Source organism: Amycolatopsis sp. Hca4 (assembly GCF_013364075.1).
In the GTDB taxonomy this organism is placed as follows: Bacteria; Actinomycetota; Actinomycetes; order Mycobacteriales; family Pseudonocardiaceae; genus Amycolatopsis.
The window spans coordinates 5,624,648-5,641,531 of the sequence record NZ_CP054925.1; the positions used below are offsets into that span (position 1 = coordinate 5,624,648).

At 68.9% G+C, this 16,884-nt stretch carries 15 protein-coding genes; 9 read left to right on the forward strand and 6 right to left on the reverse strand.

Going from position 1 to position 16,884, the window contains the following annotated elements:
• Nucleotides 1-670: 670 nt before the first annotated feature.
• Nucleotides 671-1,039: a hypothetical protein gene (locus HUT10_RS24655; protein WP_176173372.1), complete on the reverse strand. Its 369-nt coding sequence runs from the start codon at nucleotides 1,037-1,039 to the stop codon at nucleotides 671-673.
• 25 nt (nucleotides 1,040-1,064) lie between these two features.
• Between HUT10_RS24655 and HUT10_RS24660 the strand changes: the two genes are divergently transcribed.
• The 4 genes from HUT10_RS24660 to HUT10_RS24675 all read left to right on the forward strand — a co-directional run bounded on the left by HUT10_RS24660 (nucleotide 1,065) and on the right by HUT10_RS24675 (nucleotide 5,514).
• Nucleotides 1,065-1,829, forward strand: a complete 765-nt coding sequence (locus tag HUT10_RS24660; RefSeq protein WP_176173373.1) for an enoyl-CoA hydratase — start codon at nucleotides 1,065-1,067, stop codon at nucleotides 1,827-1,829.
• A gap of 258 nt (nucleotides 1,830-2,087) precedes the next feature.
• On the forward strand, nucleotides 2,088-4,013 hold the full coding sequence (locus tag HUT10_RS24665) for a 2-oxoacid:acceptor oxidoreductase subunit alpha (protein ID WP_176173374.1): 1,926 nt from the start codon (nucleotides 2,088-2,090) through the stop codon (nucleotides 4,011-4,013).
• On the forward strand, nucleotides 4,010-5,074 hold the full coding sequence (locus HUT10_RS24670) for a 2-oxoacid:ferredoxin oxidoreductase subunit beta (protein ID WP_176173375.1): 1,065 nt from the start codon (nucleotides 4,010-4,012) through the stop codon (nucleotides 5,072-5,074). Before HUT10_RS24665 ends, HUT10_RS24670 begins: the two co-directional genes overlap by 4 nt.
• Before the next feature lie 98 nt (nucleotides 5,075-5,172).
• Nucleotides 5,173-5,514, forward strand: coding sequence for a VOC family protein (locus HUT10_RS24675; protein WP_254897015.1), 342 nt, complete (start codon nucleotides 5,173-5,175; stop codon nucleotides 5,512-5,514).
• Here HUT10_RS24675 and HUT10_RS24680 read toward each other — a convergent pair.
• Together HUT10_RS24680 and HUT10_RS24685 are read right to left on the reverse strand one after the other, a co-directional pair.
• The gene (locus HUT10_RS24680; protein ID WP_176173376.1) at nucleotides 5,507-6,766 is read right to left on the reverse strand and encodes a hypothetical protein; all 1,260 of its coding nucleotides are present in this window, start codon (nucleotides 6,764-6,766) and stop codon (nucleotides 5,507-5,509) included. The two genes, HUT10_RS24675 and HUT10_RS24680, sit on opposite strands and share 8 nt — an antisense overlap.
• Nucleotides 6,767-6,789: 23 nt before the next feature.
• On the reverse strand, nucleotides 6,790-7,842 hold the full coding sequence (locus tag HUT10_RS24685; protein WP_303247030.1) for a polyprenyl synthetase family protein: 1,053 nt from the start codon (nucleotides 7,840-7,842) through the stop codon (nucleotides 6,790-6,792).
• 230 nt (nucleotides 7,843-8,072) lie between these two features.
• On the opposite strand from HUT10_RS24685, the gene HUT10_RS24690 reads away from it, so the two are divergent.
• From HUT10_RS24690 to HUT10_RS24710, 5 genes are all read left to right on the forward strand, one after another.
• Nucleotides 8,073-8,675 (forward strand): hypothetical protein, encoded by a 603-nt coding sequence (locus HUT10_RS24690; RefSeq protein ID WP_176173377.1) that lies wholly within the window; start codon nucleotides 8,073-8,075, stop codon nucleotides 8,673-8,675.
• A gap of 312 nt (nucleotides 8,676-8,987) precedes the next feature.
• Nucleotides 8,988-9,260, forward strand: coding sequence for a hypothetical protein (locus tag HUT10_RS24695; RefSeq protein WP_254897016.1), 273 nt, complete (start codon nucleotides 8,988-8,990; stop codon nucleotides 9,258-9,260).
• The gene (locus HUT10_RS24700) at nucleotides 9,260-9,871 is read left to right on the forward strand and encodes a DUF3558 domain-containing protein (RefSeq protein ID WP_176173379.1); all 612 of its coding nucleotides are present in this window, start codon (nucleotides 9,260-9,262) and stop codon (nucleotides 9,869-9,871) included. Before HUT10_RS24695 ends, HUT10_RS24700 begins: the two co-directional genes overlap by 1 nt.
• On the forward strand, nucleotides 9,871-11,151 hold the full coding sequence (locus HUT10_RS24705) for a PPE domain-containing protein (RefSeq protein WP_254897018.1): 1,281 nt from the start codon (nucleotides 9,871-9,873) through the stop codon (nucleotides 11,149-11,151). The genes HUT10_RS24700 and HUT10_RS24705 overlap by 1 nt, the downstream gene beginning before the upstream one ends.
• Nucleotides 11,151-11,816, forward strand: a complete 666-nt coding sequence (locus HUT10_RS24710) for an ESX secretion-associated protein EspG (RefSeq protein WP_254897019.1) — start codon at nucleotides 11,151-11,153, stop codon at nucleotides 11,814-11,816. Before HUT10_RS24705 ends, HUT10_RS24710 begins: the two co-directional genes overlap by 1 nt.
• Before the next feature lie 42 nt (nucleotides 11,817-11,858).
• On the opposite strand, the gene nuoN is transcribed toward HUT10_RS24710, so the two are convergent.
• From nuoN to nuoL, 3 genes are read right to left on the reverse strand one after another with little or no spacing between them, the layout of a single operon-like run.
• Nucleotides 11,859-13,427 carry an NADH-quinone oxidoreductase subunit NuoN gene (gene nuoN / locus HUT10_RS24715; protein ID WP_176173380.1) on the reverse strand — a complete coding sequence of 523 codons (1,569 nt, stop codon included), beginning with the start codon at nucleotides 13,425-13,427 and terminating at the stop codon, nucleotides 11,859-11,861.
• A gap of 2 nt (nucleotides 13,428-13,429) precedes the next feature.
• On the reverse strand, nucleotides 13,430-14,980 hold the full coding sequence (locus HUT10_RS24720; protein WP_176173381.1) for an NADH-quinone oxidoreductase subunit M: 1,551 nt from the start codon (nucleotides 14,978-14,980) through the stop codon (nucleotides 13,430-13,432).
• Nucleotides 14,980-16,881 (reverse strand): NADH-quinone oxidoreductase subunit L, encoded by a 1,902-nt coding sequence (gene nuoL, locus HUT10_RS24725; protein WP_176173382.1) that lies wholly within the window; start codon nucleotides 16,879-16,881, stop codon nucleotides 14,980-14,982. The genes HUT10_RS24720 and nuoL overlap by 1 nt, the downstream gene beginning before the upstream one ends.
• Nucleotides 16,882-16,884 lie beyond the last annotated feature (3 nt).

The following is a 16,884-nucleotide window of genomic DNA, read 5'->3' on the forward strand; positions in this document are numbered from 1 at the left end:
GTGGGTGGTGACACGGACGACTGTGGAACCGCGCGGGCGCGGATGCGCTGGACTGGGCCGGCGTTCGGACGCGGGCGAAGTGCGGCGGACCGGCCGGCGCCTTCGAATGCGCGGCCTTGGCCGCTCTGCGGGGTCGGCGGCTGCTGCGGGGAGCTCCGTGCCACGACCGAGGGCCAAGGCGTCGGCGCCGGCCGAGGTTCGGGCGCTCGTGGCCGGTCGTGGGGACGACAACGCACGCCTCCGGCCCCCGGTATCCAGCCTATCGGCCGGGACCGACGGTTCCGACCGTTCGCAAGGCACTTATGCACAGGTCAGCGGCACTGTGGATAAGTCAGCGACCCGAGCCGCGGAGACCACGAAACCGTCGGACCTCGCCGATACGATGGTCACCGGGGGCCGGAGGCCGACCGCACCGGCGGCAGCCGCAGGCCAACCCGCCAACGGAAGCCGCAGACCCCCCACCCCACCGCTGGAAGCCGCGGGCCCGACTCCATACCGGGGCCCGGGCCCAACCCAACCACGGGGAGCGGGAGGGCCGACCTCCTTCAAGGCCGAGAGCCCAACCCACCACCGGGCCCCGCAGACCGCTCCCCGTTACCCGGGCCGAAAGCCCAACCCCACCACCGGAAGCCGCAGGCCCGACCCCACTACCGAGCGCCGGTAGCCCACCTCACCGACCCAGCGCCCGCAACACCGCCCCCGCCTCGTCCGGATGCAGTCGCAGCTCCGTCCGCCCAGCCCCCGCGTGGAACGTCACCGCCTGCCGGTCCACCGCCTGCATCGTCAGCTCCCCCGGCTCGAACACCACCGGCTCCGCCCGCGACCACCGCCACCGCACCGGCCCGTCGCCGACCACCAGCCACCCGCGCCGCTCCGTCCCCGACGTCAGCTCCTCCGACCGCAGCACACACGGGTACTCGACCCGCTCCCCGCGAGCCGACGCCGCGGCCCGGGTCCGGCGCCGGCGGGCGCCGAACAGCTCCGTCATGTCGATCATCGGCAGCAGGTTGGCCAGCAGCACCCCGATCAGTTCCCCCATGCCACCAGCCTGCCACGCTGAACACATGACCGACCGCATCGTCAGCGAGCACTCCGGCGGTATCGCCCTGCTGACCGTCGACGCTCCCGGCAGCCGCAACGCGCTCACCCTCGACCTCTCCGCACAGCTCAAAGAAGCCGTCGAGGCCGCCGAGCGAGACGAATCCGTGCACGCCGTCGTCGTCACCGGGACTCCTCCCGCCTTCTGCGCCGGTGCCGATCTCGATGCCCTCGCCGGCGCCGATGAAGCCGGCCTTCGCGCCATCTACGAAGGCTTCCTCTCCGTGGCTCGATGTCAGCTGCCGACCATCGCCGCCGTCGGGGGTGCCGCCGTCGGGGCCGGGCTGAACCTCGCTCTCGCCGCGGACGTTCGGCTGGCCGGGCCGCGGGCGAAGTTCGTCGCCCGGTTCCTCGAACTCGGGCTGCACCCCGGCGGTGGGATGACCTGGATGACGCAGCGGCTCGCCGGCCCGCAGCAGGCCGCCGCGATGACCTTGTTCGGGCAGCCGCTCGATGCCGAGGGCGCGGTGCGCGCCGGGCTGGCGCTGCGCGTGGTCGGCGGCGGCCATGACGAACTGCTGACGGCCGCGCGTGAGCTGGCTCACCCCGCCGTCTCCGCTCCGCGGCAGGCGTTGATCGACACCAAGCGCAGTCTCCGGACCACCGCGGGCCTGGCCGGGCACAGCGACGCCGTCGACGTCGAGATCCGGCCGCAGCTGGCCTCGCTGGCCTCACCGGAGTTCGCCGAACGGCTTTCCCAGCTCCGGGACCGGATCCGTTCTCGGCCGTGACTCAAGCGGGCCGCTCTACTCTTCCGGGAGACACGCATCACAACGCCGCGCAGCCGCTACCCGTTACCATCAGTTACAGGTATCCGGCGTACCTGCGAAGAGACAGTGAAAGCAACGAAGAGGTCGACCAACAGCCGGGACACTACCAACATCGGTGTTGAGGGCGAGCTAACCTCGGGAGTAGACCTGGTGAACGCAGCCGCGGCACCGGCAGGCGAACGGAAGCCGTACCGTCGGGAGAGAGGGAATCCCTGACCCATGAGCACGAGTGCGAACGGCAACGGCGCTGGCCACGGCTCGCTCGCCGCAACCAGGCCGACCGAGGTCAGCAAGCTGGACCGGGTGGTCATCCGGTTCGCGGGCGACTCCGGTGACGGCATGCAGCTGACCGGCGACCGCTTCACCTCCGAAGCCGCCGCGTTCGGCAACGACCTGTCGACGATGCCCAACTTCCCCGCCGAAATCCGCGCGCCGCAGGGCACCATCCCCGGCGTCTCCAGCTTCCAGGTGCACTTCGCCGACTACGACATCCTCACCCCCGGCGACCGGCCGGACGTGCTGGTGGCGATGAACCCGGCCGCTCTCAAGGCGAACCTCGGCGACGTCCCGCACGGCGGCACGATCATCCTCAACACCGACGAGTTCATCAAGCGCAACCTGACCAAGGTCGGCTACACGACCGACCCGCTCGACGACGACACGCTCGCGCCCTACCAGGTGCACCGGGTCGCCATGTCGACGCTGACCCAGGGCGCGCTCGCCGACACCGGCCTCGGCAAGAAGGACGCCGAGCGCTGCAAGAACATGTTCGCGCTCGGCCTGCTGTCCTGGATGTACCACCGGCCGACCGAGGGCACCGAGCGGTTCCTGCGCGAGAAGTTCGCGAAGAAGCCGGACATCGCCGAGGCGAACATCCTCGCCTTCCGCGCGGGCTGGAACTACGGCGAAACCACGGAGTCGTTCGCGACGACGTTCCAGGTCGCCCCGGCGAAGCTGACCCAGGGCACCTACCGGCAGATCACCGGCAACACCGCGCTCGCATACGGGATCGTGGCCGCCGGGCAGCGCTCCGGCCTGCAGATCCTGCTCGGCACGTACCCGATCACCCCGGCGTCGGACATCCTCCACGAGCTGTCCAAGCACAAGAACTTCGGCATCATCACCTTCCAGGCCGAGGACGAGATCGCCGGCATCGGCGCCGCGCTCGGCGCCTCCTACGGCGGCGCGCTCGGCGTCACCTCGACGTCCGGGCCGGGTGTCGCGCTGAAGTCGGAAGCCGTCGGCCTCGGCGTGATGGTCGAGCTGCCGCTGGTCGTCATCGACGTCCAGCGCGGTGGCCCGTCCACCGGCCTGCCGACCAAGACCGAGCAGGCCGACCTGCTGCAGGCGATGTTCGGCCGCAACGGCGAGTCGCCGGTCCCGATCATCGCGCCGCTGTCGCCGGCGGACTGCTTCGACGCGGCCGTCGAGGCCACCCGGATCGCGCTGAAGTACCGCACGCCGGTGCTGCTGCTCTCGGACGGCGCGATCGCGAACGGCTCCGAGCCGTGGCTGATCCCGGACGTCGACGAGCTGCCCGACCTGCGCGTCGAGTTCGCCACCGAACCCAACGCGGACAACGACTCCGGCGAATTCTGGCCGTACGTCCGCGACCCCGAGACCCTCGCCCGCGCCTGGGCCATCCCGGGCACCCCGGGGCTGCAGCACCGCATCGGCGGGCTGGAGAAGGCCGACCGGACCGGCCACATCTCCTACGACCCGGACAACCACGACAAGATGGTCCGGCTGCGGCAGGCGAAGATCGACGGCATCGACGTCCCCGACCTGGTCGTCGACGACCCGAGCGGCGGCAAGGCCCGCGTGCTCGCGCTGGGCTGGGGCGGCTCGTTCGGCCCGATCGGCGCGGCCTGCCGCCGCGTGCGCAAGCTCGGCCTGCCGATCGCGCAGGCGCACCTGCGCCACCTCAACCCGCTGCCGGCCAACCTGGGCGACATCCTGCGCAGCTACGACAAGGTCGTGGTGCCGGAGATGAACCTCGGGCAGCTGGCCCTGCTGCTGCGGGCGAAGTACCTGGTCGACGTCCACTCGCACACCAAGGTCGCCGGGCTGCCCTTCAAGGCCGAAGAGCTGCAGAACCTGTTCTCGGAGATCATCACCAGCGTCACGACGGAGGCGGCACGATGACCGCGATCGATCTGGGGATACCCAACCTCGGTGGCTTGGACCTCGTGCCCACCACCGACGAGCCGCAGAAGGCCAAGGACTACAAGTCCGACCAGGAAGTCCGCTGGTGCCCCGGCTGCGGCGACTACGTCGTGCTGAACGCGGTCCAGTCGTTCCTCCCGACACTCGGCCTCAAGCGCGAGAACATCGTGTTCATCTCGGGCATCGGCTGTTCGTCGCGGTTCCCGTACTACCTGAACACCTACGGCATGCACTCGATCCACGGCCGCGCGCCGTCGATCGCGACCGGCCTGGCCACCACGCGCCCGGACCTGTCGGTGTGGGTCGTCACCGGTGACGGCGACGCGCTGTCCATCGGCGGCAACCACCTGATCCACGCGCTGCGCCGCAACGTGAACATCAAGATCCTGCTGTTCAACAACCGGATCTACGGGCTGACCAAGGGCCAGTACTCCCCGACGTCCGGGCAGGGCATGGTCACCAAGTCCACGCCGATGGGTTCGGTGGACACGCCGTTCAACCCGCTGTCGCTGGCGATCGGCGCGGAAGCGTCGTTCGTGGGGCGCGCGCTGGACTCCGACCGCAAGGGCCTGACCGAGGTCCTGCAGGCGGCGGCGCAGCACCGCGGCTCGGCGCTGGTCGAGATCTACCAGAACTGCCCGATCTTCAACGACGGCGCGTTCGACGTCCTCAAGGACGCCGACGAGGCCGCCACGCGGCTGATCCCGCTGCGCGCGGGCGAACCGATCCGCTTCGGCCCGAACCAGGAGTTCGGCGTCAAGCGCGGCGACTGGGGCGGCCTGGACGTCGCCAAGGTCGCCGACATCGGCGAAGACAACATCGTGGTGCACGACCCGTCGATCACGGACACGTCCTACGCGTTCGCGCTGTCGCGCCTGGGCGACCAGAACCTCAACCACGTCCCGACAGGCATCCTCCGCCAGGTCGAGCGCCCGACGTACGACGACGGTGCTCGCGCCCAGGTCGAGGAGGCCCGCGCGGCCCGCAAGCCGGACCTGCAGGGCCTGCTGCGCGGAAAGGACACCTGGACGGTCGCGTAACCCGCCGCTCTTCCCGAAGGCCGCCATGCCCGGTGCATGGCGGCCTTCGGCGTTTCCGGGCTTGCCACGGTTGGGACAAATGTCCTAAGTTTTAGGCCATGCGACCTGAATCACCGTTCGTGTTCTTCGACGTCCGCACCGCCGACCCGGCGGGCAGCAAGCGGTTCTTCGCCGAGCTGCTCGGCTGGGAGGCGGAAGACACCCTGCTGACGGCCGGCGGCGCGCCGTGGGGCGGCCTCACCGAACTGGCCCCCGGCGACGACCGGGCACCGCAGTGGCTGCCCTACGCGCCGGTGTCCGATGTGGACGCCGCCGCGGCGAAAGCGTTGGAGCTGGGCGGAACCCTGGTGCGCGAGCGCACCGACCTGCCGTTCGGCTCGCTGGTGGTGGTCACCGATCCCGGTGGCGCGGCCCTTGTCCTGTTCCAGGCGGTCAGCTGAGCGGCCGGAAGCCGACGCGCTCGGCGTCCTCCGCGGTGCGGAACCAGACCTCGGCGACCATCTTCGGGAACTGCGCCGATTCCTCGGTGCAGTACCGCAGCGCCGTCACGCTGGCCTTCACGGCGAAGCTGTCGCTGGGCGCTCCGCCGCCGGGGCGCGGCATCGCCGAACCGGGGCCGAACGGGCCCGGCGGGACCGATTCCCCCGCCACCTGGCGGGCCGGGGGCGGTTCCGGCGCCGCGACACCGGCGGCGGCCTGGTTCGGCTGGACCGACGGCTCGAACAGCGAACCGCTGTGCGCGCCGGACAGGTCGGGTTCGCGGCGCTCGACCGTCCGCATCGACGGCTGGATCGGCTGCGGCGCGTCGAACCCGCCGCGCACCGCCTCCCGCGGCTGCCGCTTCGGCAGCACCTGCGTGGCTTCGGCGGGGGTCTCCGGCGGCACGTCGAGGTCGCTTTCCGCGATTTCGCCACCGAAGGCGTACTGCGGCGGCTCGGCGTCTTCCGGCTGCTCCTTGCGGACGGAACCGGGGTGCTCACCGATGTAGCGCGTGCGCTCCACCGGCTCCTCGAACGCCGAGCGCTCCGACGGCAGCTCGTCGTCGAACCAGTCCGGCGTGGCCGCCGCCTCGCCGGCCGGGGGCTGGAACAGCGAACCCGCGGGCTCCGGGTCCAGCTTCTGCTCGAGCCGCGACAGCGCGGGCGACTCGGGTTCCGCGTCGTCCTCGAAGGCGTCGCCGACCGGGGCCAGGTACTGCGTCGCGGTGGCGCGGTAGGGGTCGTCGTCCTCCGGCTCCGGCTCGTCGTCCGGCGCCAGGAACTGGCTGGCCGCGCTCCGGTACGGGTCGGCTTCCTCGGACTCCGGTTCCGGTGCGTGGACGAAGGGCTCGGTCGGCGGCATCCGCGACGGCACCTGGGCGTCCAGCTCGGCGAAGTCCTCGTCGATGTCGTCGTGGACGTCGTCGCGGTGGATCGGCGGCGCGGCGACCAGCGTGCCGGGGTAGGAGGTCTCCTGGCGGGTCGGTTCCGGCTCCGGCTCGGGCTCCGGCTCGGGCCGCCGGAACGCCTCGGTGCCACCCATCGCTGCCGCGTTCGCCGGGGTGCGCGCGGCGTCGGCGTGGGCCTGCGCCAGCGCGCTCTCCAGCCGGCGGACGCTCTTGCGGAGCGGCAGCACGAGCACCAGCCAGGTGAGGAGCACCCCGACGAAGAACGCGGCGAGGCTCCACAGCCAGACCTGTCCGAATATGGACATCTTTTCCTGCCCCTGTTAAGTGCTTAGCGCGTGCGCGCGACCAGGTAGTCGGCGACCGACTCGCACGCGTCCCTGGCGGGCGACGCGGGGAGCGCGGTGAGCTCGGCTCGCGCGCGCTGAGCGTAGTCGGAAAGGGTGACGCGTGCGCGATCGAGTCCGCTACTGACCCGCAGCAGCTCGAGTGCCTCCTGGACCAGGGCGTCGTCGCCGATCGGGCCGGACAGCAGCTCGGCCAGCCGCGGGTCGGTCTCCGGGTCGGCCAGCGCGTACAGCATCGGCAGCGTCCGGACGCCTTCGCGCAGGTCGGTGCCCTGCGCCTTGCCGAGCTCGTCGGAGGGCGAGGCGATGTCGATGATGTCGTCGGAGATCTGGAAGGCGGTGCCGATGATGTCGCCGAACCGGCGCAGCGCCTCGATGTGCTCCTCGGCGGCGCCGGACATCATGCCGCCGAACCGGCCGGAGGTGGCGATCAGCGAGCCGGTCTTCTGCGCGATGACGGTGAGGTAGTGCGCGACGGCGTCGTCACCCGGGCCGGGGCCGACGGTCTCGCGCATCTGGCCGGTGACCAGCTCGCCGAAGGTCTCGGCGATGATCCGCGCGGCGTCCGTGCCGAGGTCGGCGACCAGGCGCGAGGCGTGCGCGAAGAGGAAGTCGCCGGTGAGGATGGCGATGGTGTTGTCCCAGCGCGCGTTGACGCTCTCGGCCCCGCGGCGCATGGTGGCCTCGTCCATGACGTCGTCGTGGTAGAGCGTGGCCAGGTGCACCAGCTCGACCGCGGCGGCGGCGATGATGACGTGGTCGTCCTGCTTGGGGCCGAACTGGGCGGAGAGCAGGGTGAACAGCGGACGGAAACGTTTGCCACCGGCCTCGACCAGGTGCAACGCGGCGTCGTTGACGGCCTGGACGTCACTGCGGACGACCTCGCGCAGCAGCTTCTCGACCTCGGTCAAGCCGCCGGCGATCGACCGCAGCAGGGTTTCGTCGGCGATCTGCAGCCCGACCGACGCCCGCAGGTCGTCGAGGGCGCCGCCCGGCGCAGCGGGGAGGGATCCCGCCCCGGGGGCTGGGGAAGGCACAGACACGTCGGCTCCGCTCTACTCGTGCACCGGTCGGTTGCCCTTTGAGCGTAGTGGCTGCGCCGCGCGGTCGTTTACCCGCTGTCCAGCGGAAACGGTGACGAACATGACACCGCCACCGGGTGGTTCCCGATCCTCGAAAGGGTGATCGGAGTTTCCGGGCGCAACGGACGTCTCCGGCGAGCGGATATTCAGGCGGGAGAAGAGCGCTCGGCGGAGGAGGACAACGGATGCGCAGCAAGATCGTCACGGCTTTGGTGGTGGCAGGCCTGGCGGCACCACCGGCTGCGGCGGCGGCCACATCACCCGGGGTGGCGAGCATCGGAGCGGCGTCGTTCACGAAGGCGGGCTCGACGGTGACGGTCCCGGAGCAGGGAGCGTGTTCGGCAACGGGCCCGACGAGCACCACGGCCGAGGCGGTGACCAGGCCGGGCATCACGTTCGGCGGCGGGACATCGTCGTGCACGCCGTCGAAGTCGACGGCGACGGGCAAGAACTTCGAGCTGTCGGCCCTGGTGCCGGCGGGCGGGCCCCGCGTGAGGTTGTCGACCTTCACGGTGACGTGCGAAGGGACCCAGACGCAGACGAACGCGACGTGGACGTACGGCGGGCTGTCGGGGATCGCGAACCCGCCGAGCCCGGTGCCGGCGGGGTACGTGTCCCCGGTGCGCAAACCGGACGGCACGGCGCTGGCGAACGCGGTGTTCAACATCCAGGAGCTGCCGGGCGACGGGAGCATCGGTTTGACGATGCTCCGCATCGATTTCCTGCCGGCATCGGGGGTGACCGGTTCGGTGAGGTTGGGTTCGACGAGCTGTTCACCGACCCCTTAGACGTCACGGGGGCCGCGGCGTGGGAGAGCGCCGAGAGGACAGCCGCGGCCCTTGTGACCTCCCTTTTTCGGGGTGGGAACCCTGGTAGGGTGCGGTGCGTCGGATACGCAGGGTGCTCGGGAGGGAGCACACTGCAAGCTAGGGGAGAGCTGATGACGACTGTGCCGGGGTGGGGTCGTGTCTGAGGGGCCGGTGTACGACCCGGGGGCGGATTGGGAGCTGCCGGGGCCTGATGGGGTGGCGCGGGCTGGGTCCTATGGGGGTGGGGCTGGAGGCGGGTTCTCGTATGACGAGGAGACGCTTCGCGAGCTGATGCGCGAGTGGAACGACCTGGCCAACGAGTTCGAAGATGATCTACAGAGGGCAGCTCTGCTGCAACGTGCTCATGGACCGGGCGCGGAATATGCCAGCGGAGGCAACGCCGAACGCGTGAGGGCGTCCGGCGATGCCCTGCACGAGACTCTCGTCTCACGGGCACAATACTGTCGCTCGATGGCCCTTCGATTCAAGACCGCGCTGGACAAATATGCGACCGCCGAAGATGTGAGCACCGCGGAAGTGAAGCGAACCGGAGGCAGTCTCTGATGCGCCGCACTGTTGCCTTGTTCTGCACACCACTACTGCTTCTCAGCGCATGCACAACGACAACTGCCGGAACAGCGTCCCCCTCTGGTGTGAGCACCACGGGAACCGCAGCCCCCGCAGCGTCGCTACCGGGACCAGGCGTACCCAGGGTCGAGAACCCGATCGACATCAACCGCTACAAGCAGGCGCCGTGCGATTCTTTGAACACCAGTCAGATCCACGAACTCCTCGGCGAAGGTGTAACTCCGAAGACCGACCTCAACGCTCCTGGCGGCCCCAGTTGCAGTCTTCACCCGCCACAGGTCACTCAAGCGTCAGTTCTCGTGATCTTCAACAATGTCGACGACCGCGGCCTTACAGGTGTCTATCAGGCTCAGTATAGATTTTTCTTGCCCTTGGAACCTGTCGATGACTACCCGGTGGTCGCTTATGGGCTTGCCGACGACCGTGCCAGCAGAGGCAGCTGCCAGATCGCGATCGGGACAAGTGACAAGCAGACTGTGGATATCGGCGTCACTCAATCCGAAGAGAACGTAGGCAAGAAGGATCCGTGCGAAGCGGCCCGCGATGTCGCGTCGTACGTACTGGGCAATCTTCGCGGGGGGAACTGATGGCTGTCGAGGGCCCGCTGACTGCAGCGCAGATTTACGAGCAGATCACCGGAGGCGAAGGCATCGACTCGCTGGCCGATGCGCAAGATGGTGCTCGGCAGTTGACCGAACGGATGGTTGAGCGGGCTCAGCGGATCAGCACTCTCCGGGCCAAGACCATGTCTGGCTGGCAAGGGAATGCCGGGGAAGCTGCCGCTGATGCTACTTTGCCCCTTGTTCAGGCCGCTGCTGATGATTCTGTTCATCTTGAGAATGCTCGGACTGCTGTTGGGGCTCAGATGGATGCCTTTGGCACCGCCAAGCACTCCGTCAAGCCCGTTGCTGCCCAGCCGCCTGCTCTTGGGGTTGATGATGTTCTTCGGGCCATCTCCGAGAAGAGCTGGGATTCCTACCACTCCAAAGTTGCCGGGTGGCAAGCTGACAGTCAGGCCAATATCGATGCCTTCAGCGCCTACCACTCCGCCAGTACCTCCAATGGTGGGCAGATGCCCTCGCAATACGCGCAGCTTGCCGACTCCGGGGCTTCCGTCTCCCTGCGTGATCGGACTTCCGAACCCACCGATACCGGAGAATGGGCTCGAGCCCCGAAAGAAACCAGGATTCCGGCTCAAGACCACGTCACAGGCGGTAATCAGGACCGGGCCACGACTCAGCAAAACCAACTGCACCAGCAAGAGCTGCAGAACCAGCAGAGCCAGCAGAACCAGATCCGTCCCGGCACTACAGGCCCCAGCGCCACAAACCCCGGCACGACGCAGCCCGGCACCACCAACTCCGACAGCACCCATGCCAACAGCTACGTCCCCAGGCCCGTCATGCCCGCCGCTCAAAGCGGCTACGAGTTCGGCCCCACCGGGCAGCCCGTCAGCAACCTGACCGGCCCGAGCACCAACTACCCGGGCACCAACTGGCCAGGCGGCTTCGGCCCAGGAACCGGCCCGTACACCGGCGGCGGATACCAACCAGGAACCATGGGACCAGGAACCCCGGGAAGCACCAAAGGAACAGGCCCGAACCAGCCCGGCACCCGCCCCCCAGGCAGCAGCACCGGCGCACGCCTCCCCGAGGAACGCTTCCCCACCAACCCCGCCCGCGGCTCCGCCGGCCCCCGAGGCGCCAACGGCCTTCCCATGGGCACACCCCTCGCCCAACGCGGTGGCAAAGAAGAAGACCGCGAAAAGAAGAAGTCACCTTACCTGCAAAACCCCGACCCCGACGAAACCTTCGGCGGTTTCACCGAAAAACCGATGCCCCCGGTCATCGGCGAAAAGAAGAAATAATGGCCGTCTTCTCACTGAACACCCTCCTCACCGCCCTCCGGCACGTCGGCGGCGGGGACCCGCACCCCGTCTTCGCGCAGGGCCTCCGCTACATCCCGCCCTCAGCGAAACACCAGGTCCACCAGGAAGCCTTCGAAGAACTGAGCCCCTACGGCTTCACCCGGGGCCACACCTTCACCCCCGAATTCGAAGACCTCCTCCACCTCATCGACCACCCGACCCAGGAATACGTCGCCTACGCACGGGACACCACGGGCCAGCGGAACGTCCTCGTCGCCGTCAACGGACAAGACCGGATCTGCGTTGTCTGCCAAGGCGATCAGGTCGAACTCGCCGACGTCAAAACCCACCCCGCCGACGCCCTCGTCGCACACCTGCCCGACTACCCACCGGCCGGGATCAAGCCCTTCTCGCTGCCGCAAGAGGACTTCCGAAAACCACCGCCGAGTGACGTCTTCGACGACGACCCCGATCGCAGCCGCGAAGCGAAGGAACTCGACGCCCTCGTCAAACAACCCCACTTCGGGCTCGGGCAGCTTCAAACCGACGGCAAGCTCGTCAACTACCTGGATCTGAAAGACGGCCGGGTCGGGATTGCCGTCGCCGATGGGTACATCAGCGTCGTGTCCGGTGAACCACGGAAACTCAGCCAGAAACTGAAATAAGGCCGCCGCCCCAAAAAGCAGGGAGCGGCGGCCTAAAAAACCTCAGGAAGCGAAACCGCCCGAACCCGCCCAGCCGAGTGCGAACGCCGGGGCCAGGCCCAGCACCAGCGTCACCGCCGTGCCCAGGAAGATCGCCGTCCCCGTTCCGAAGCCCGGGACCGATACCGACGGCCCGTCCGCCGCCGGCTCCGAGAAGTACATCAACACGATCACGCGCAGGTAGAAGAACGCCGCCACCGCGCTGAACACCAGTGCCACCACCACCAGCGGGGCCATTCCGTCCGACAGCGCCGCCGAGAACACCACGAACTTCCCCACGAAACCGGAAGTCAGCGGAATCCCCGCCAACGCCAACAGCAAGAACGTGAAGACACCGGCCAGCAGCGGCGACCGCTTGGCGAGCCCCGCCCACGCCGACAGGTGCGTCGCCTCGCCCGAAGAATCGCGGACCAGGCTGATCACGCCGAACGCCGCCAGCGTCGTGAAGCCGTACGCCAGCAGGTAGAACAGCGTGCTCGACAGCCCGTCGCGCGTCATCGCGATCGCTCCGACCAGCAGGAACCCCGCGTGGGCGATCGACGAGTACGCCACCATGCGCTTGACGTCCGTCTGGGTCAGGCCCAGCACCGCGCCGATCACCATCGAGATGATCGCGACGCCCCAGAGGACGCCACGCCACTCCCACGACGTCGACGAGAACGCCACCGACAGCACCCGCAGGATGCCGCCGAACGCCGCGACCTTCGTGCACGCCGCCATGAACGCCGTCACCGGGGTCGGTGCGCCCTGGTACACGTCCGGGGTCCACGTGTGGAACGGACCGACCGACCCCTTGAACAGCAGGCCGACCACCAGCAGGCCCAGGCCCGCGAACAGCAGCGTGTCCGACCGGTCCGAACCCGCCGCCGCGGCCGCGATGTCGCCCAGCTTCACCGAGTTCGCGTAGCCGTACAGCAGCGCCAGCCCGTACAGGAAGAACGCCGAGGAGAACGCCCCCAGCAGGAAGTACTTGACCGCCGCTTCCTGGGACAGCAAGCGGCGACGGCGGGCCAGGCCGCACATCAGGTACAGCGGCAGCGACAGCACTTCCAGCGCGATGAACATCGTCAGCAGGTCGTTCGCCGCGGTGAAGGCCATCATGCCGCCGAGCGCGAACAGCGTCAGCGGGAACACCTCGGTCTGCATCACGGTCGCCGTCTGGGCGCGGTCCTGGACCGTGCCCGGTCGGATGCCCGCCTGGGCGACCAGCGCGCCGCCCGGCTCGACCACGCGGTCGGAGATCAGCAGCACCGCGCCGACGGCCAGCGCCAGCAGCGTGCCCCAGAGGAACAGCGCCGGCCGGTCGATCGAGATCGCGCCGCTGAACGTCGTGACGCCGCCCGCCGGTGCGCTGCCCGTCGCGTAGACGATCAGGCTGACGCCGGCCGCGACGATCGACGCCAGGCTCAGGACCACCTGGATGCCGAACCGCGAGCGCTTCGCGGCGAACGCCTCGACCAGCACGCTGACGCACGCCGCGCCGAGGACGATCAGCACCGGCAGCACGGCCGGGTAGTCGATCGACGGCACCGTGATCGGCGACGGCGCCTGGGTCAGGAGGATGTCGAGCACTTTTACTTGCCTCCCTGGACCGCGGACAGCGTCTGCTGCACCGTCGGGGTGACTGTGTCGAGCACCGGCTTCGGGTAGAAGCCGAGAACGAGGATCAGCACGACCAGCGGCGCGAGGATCGCGATCTCACGACCGTTCAGGTCGCGGATGGCCTTCTTGGCGCCCAGTTCCGGCGCGATCGCCGTGCCCGGTCCCCCGCCGACGCCCACGAGCGCGTCACCGCGGACCGGGCCCTGGAAGACCCGCTGGTAGAGCCACAGGACGTACGCCGCGGCCAGCACCATGCCGACCGTGGCGAGGATCGTGTACACCGGCTGGTCCACAAAGGACCCGATGAGCACGAGGAACTCGGAGACGAACGAGTTCGTGCCCGGCAGGGACAAAGTGGACAGACCGGCGAGCAGGAACAGCCCGGCCAGCAACGGGGTCACCTTGGCCATGCCGCCGTAGTCCGAAATGCGGGACGAGCCGCCGCGGGCGATCACCAGGCCGATCACCACGATCAGCATGCCGGTCGCCAGGCTGTGGTTGAGCATGTACGTCGCCGAGCCGACCATCGCCTGCTCGTTGAACGCGAAGATGCCCAGCGAGATGAACCCGAAGTGGGCGATCGACACGTAGGCGATGAACCGCTTCATGTCCCGCTGGCCCGCCGCGAGGATCGAGCCGTAGAGGACGCCGATCACCGACAGCACCAGCACCAGCGGCGCCAGGGTCTTGCTCGCCTCCGGGAACATCGGCAGGCAGTAGCGCAGGAACCCGAACGTGCCGACCTTGTCCAGCACGCCGACCAGCAGGACGGCGACGCCGATCGGCGCCTCCCCCGCCGCGTCCGGCAGCCAGGTGTGGAACGGCACCAGCGGCGCCTTGATCGCGAAGGCCAGGAAGAACCCGAGGAACAGCCAGATCTGGGTGGACAGCGGCGCGTCGCGCACCACTGTCACCAGCGTGGCCCAGTCGAACGTGCCCTTGCCGAGCTTGTCCGCCGCCAGCGAGTACGCCCCGATCGCCGAGGCCAGCATGATCAGGCCGCCGAGGAACGAGTAGAGGAAGAACTTCACCGCCGCGTACTGCCGGTTCGCGCCGCCGTAGCCGCCGATCAGGAAGTACATCGGGATCAGCATGATCTCGAACAGCACGTAGAACAGGAAGACGTCGGTCGCGGCGAACACGCCGATCGTGAGCGCCTCCTGCAGCAGGATCAGCGACAGGAACCCGCCCGCGCTGCGCCCCGGCGGGAGCTTGTCCATCGTGCCGAGCCCGCCGACCACGATCGGCACCAGCAGCGCGATCACCGCGATCATGATCAGCGCGATGCCGTCGGTGCCGAACGCGATGTGCACGCCGAAGCTGGGGATCCAGTCGAAGCTCGACGTCATCTGCAGCCGGGGCCCGGCGGCGTCGTAGCTGAGCCAGAACGGGATCACCAGCACGAACTCGAGGATCGAGAACCCGAGCGCGGCCAGCACCGCGGCGCGGTCGTTCCCCTTGAGGAACGCCAGCACCAGGGAGCCGGCCAGCGGCACCAGGATGAGGATGAGCAACCAGGTCATCAGGAGAACCTCACCAGCAGGAGAGCCGCCAGAAGCAGGAACGTGCCGCCTAGCATCGACAGCGCGTAGGACCGGACGAACCCGGTCTGCAGCCGCCGCAACCGGCCGGACCCGCCGCCGAGACCGGCGGCCAGGCCGTTGACCGCGCCGTCGACGCCGCGGTTGTCGACGTACACCAGCGCCCGCGAGAGCCAGGTGCCCGGGCGGGCGACCAGGGTTTCGTTGAGGGCGTTGCCGTAGAGGTCCTTGCGCGCGGCCCGGGTGACGAACGAGACCCGCTGGGGCTGCTCGACCGGGACGTCACGGCGGAAGATCAGGTACGCGAGCGCGACGCCGAGCAGCGAGAGCACGACCGCCGCCACGGAGATCACCCAGGCGTCGAACGGCGCGTGGTGGGCTTCCTCCAGCTCGCCGACCGACGGAGCCAGCCAGTGGGCGAAGCGCTCACCCTGGGAGAAGAAGAAGCCCGCCCCGACCGAGCCGACCGCGAGGACCGCCATCGGGACCCACATGACCGGCTTGGACTCGTGCGGGTGGAAGTCGCGGCCGTCCGAGGACTTGATGTCCTTCCAGCGCTCCTTGCCGAAGAACGTCATCATCATCAGGCGGGTCATGTAGAACGCGGTGAGCCCGGCACCGAGCAGCGCCGCGCCGCCCATCACCCAGCCGCGCCAGCCGCCCTGGCCGAACGCCGCTTCGATGATCGCGTCCTTGGTGAAGAAGCCCGACAGCGGCGGGATGCCGATCAGGGCCAGGTAGCCGAGGCCGAAGGTGATGAAGGTGATCGGCATGGCCTTGCGCAGGCCGCCGAACTTCCGCATGTCGACCTCGTCGTTCATGCCGTGCATGACCGACCCGGCCCCGAGGAACAGCCCGGCCTTGAAGAAACCGTGCGCGACCAGGTGCATGATGCCGAGCGCGTACGCGATCGGCCCGAGGCCGACGGCCAGCATCATGTAGCCGATCTGGCTGACCGTCGAGTACGCGAGGACCTTCTTGATGTCGTCGTACGCGCAGCCGATGATGCACCCGAGCAGCAGCGTCACCGTGCCGACCAGCGTGACGATCAGCCGGCCGTCTTCGGTGGCGTTGAAGATGTCCTTCGAGCGGGCGACCAGGTAGACGCCGGCGGTGACCATCGTGGCCGCGTGGATCAGGGCCGACACCGGGGTCGGGCCCTCCATCGCGTCCGGGAGCCACGCCTGCAGCGGGAACTGGCCGGACTTACCGCAGGCGCCCAGCAGGAGCAGGATCGCCATCGCGGTGATCGCACCCGTGGAGAACTTGCCGTCGCCGACCGCCTTGAACACCTCGGCGTAGCCGGTCGAGCCCGCGTACTTGAACATGATGAAGATCGCCAGCGCGAGCCCGACGTCACCGACGCGGTTCATCAGGAACGCCTTCTTCGCCGCGGTGGCGGCGGACGGGCGGCCCTGGTACCAGCCGATGAGCAGGTAGGACGCGAGACCCACGCCCTCCCAGCCGAGGTAGAGCGTCACGAAGCTGTTGCCCAGCACCAGGACCAGCATCGAGGCGACGAAGAGGTTGAGGTACGCGAAGAAGCGGTACCGGCCCTCGTCGTCGGCCATGTAGCCGATCGAGTAGTAGTGGATCAGCATGCCGACGCCGGTGATGAGCAGCACGAACGTCAGCGACAGCGCGTCGATCCGCAGCCCGAAGTCCACCTGCAGCGCCCCGACCGGGATCCACGAGTAGACCTTGACGTCGGACGTGGTGGCCGTGTCGGCGCTGAAGAACAGGATCAGCCCGTAGACGAAAGCCAGGGTGACGGTGGCACAGCCGAGCAGATGCCCCCAGGCCTTGGCGCGTTTCCCTGCCAGCAGAAGGATCAGGGCGCCGAGAGCCGGGAGGGCCACCAGCAGCCACGATGATGCGGTCACTCG

Coding starts and splice junctions, on each gene's coding strand:
- HUT10_RS24660 (WP_176173373.1), top strand. CDS start 1,065: ATGACCGACCGCATCGTCAGCGAGCACTCCGGCGGTATCGCCCTGCTG.
- HUT10_RS24700 (WP_176173379.1), top strand. CDS start 9,260: ATGCGCCGCACTGTTGCCTTGTTCTGCACACCACTACTGCTTCTCAGC.
- HUT10_RS24665 (WP_176173374.1), top strand. CDS start 2,088: ATGAGCACGAGTGCGAACGGCAACGGCGCTGGCCACGGCTCGCTCGCC.
- HUT10_RS24705 (WP_254897018.1), top strand. CDS start 9,871: ATGGCTGTCGAGGGCCCGCTGACTGCAGCGCAGATTTACGAGCAGATC.
- HUT10_RS24690 (WP_176173377.1), top strand. CDS start 8,073: ATGCGCAGCAAGATCGTCACGGCTTTGGTGGTGGCAGGCCTGGCGGCA.
- HUT10_RS24695 (WP_254897016.1), top strand. CDS start 8,988: ATGCGCGAGTGGAACGACCTGGCCAACGAGTTCGAAGATGATCTACAG.
- HUT10_RS24710 (WP_254897019.1), top strand. CDS start 11,151: ATGGCCGTCTTCTCACTGAACACCCTCCTCACCGCCCTCCGGCACGTC.
- HUT10_RS24655 (WP_176173372.1), bottom strand. CDS start 1,039: ATGGGGGAACTGATCGGGGTGCTGCTGGCCAACCTGCTGCCGATGATC.
- HUT10_RS24720 (WP_176173381.1), bottom strand. CDS start 14,980: ATGACCTGGTTGCTCATCCTCATCCTGGTGCCGCTGGCCGGCTCCCTG.
- HUT10_RS24675 (WP_254897015.1), top strand. CDS start 5,173: ATGCGACCTGAATCACCGTTCGTGTTCTTCGACGTCCGCACCGCCGAC.
- HUT10_RS24670 (WP_176173375.1), top strand. CDS start 4,010: ATGACCGCGATCGATCTGGGGATACCCAACCTCGGTGGCTTGGACCTC.
- HUT10_RS24680 (WP_176173376.1), bottom strand. CDS start 6,766: ATGTCCATATTCGGACAGGTCTGGCTGTGGAGCCTCGCCGCGTTCTTC.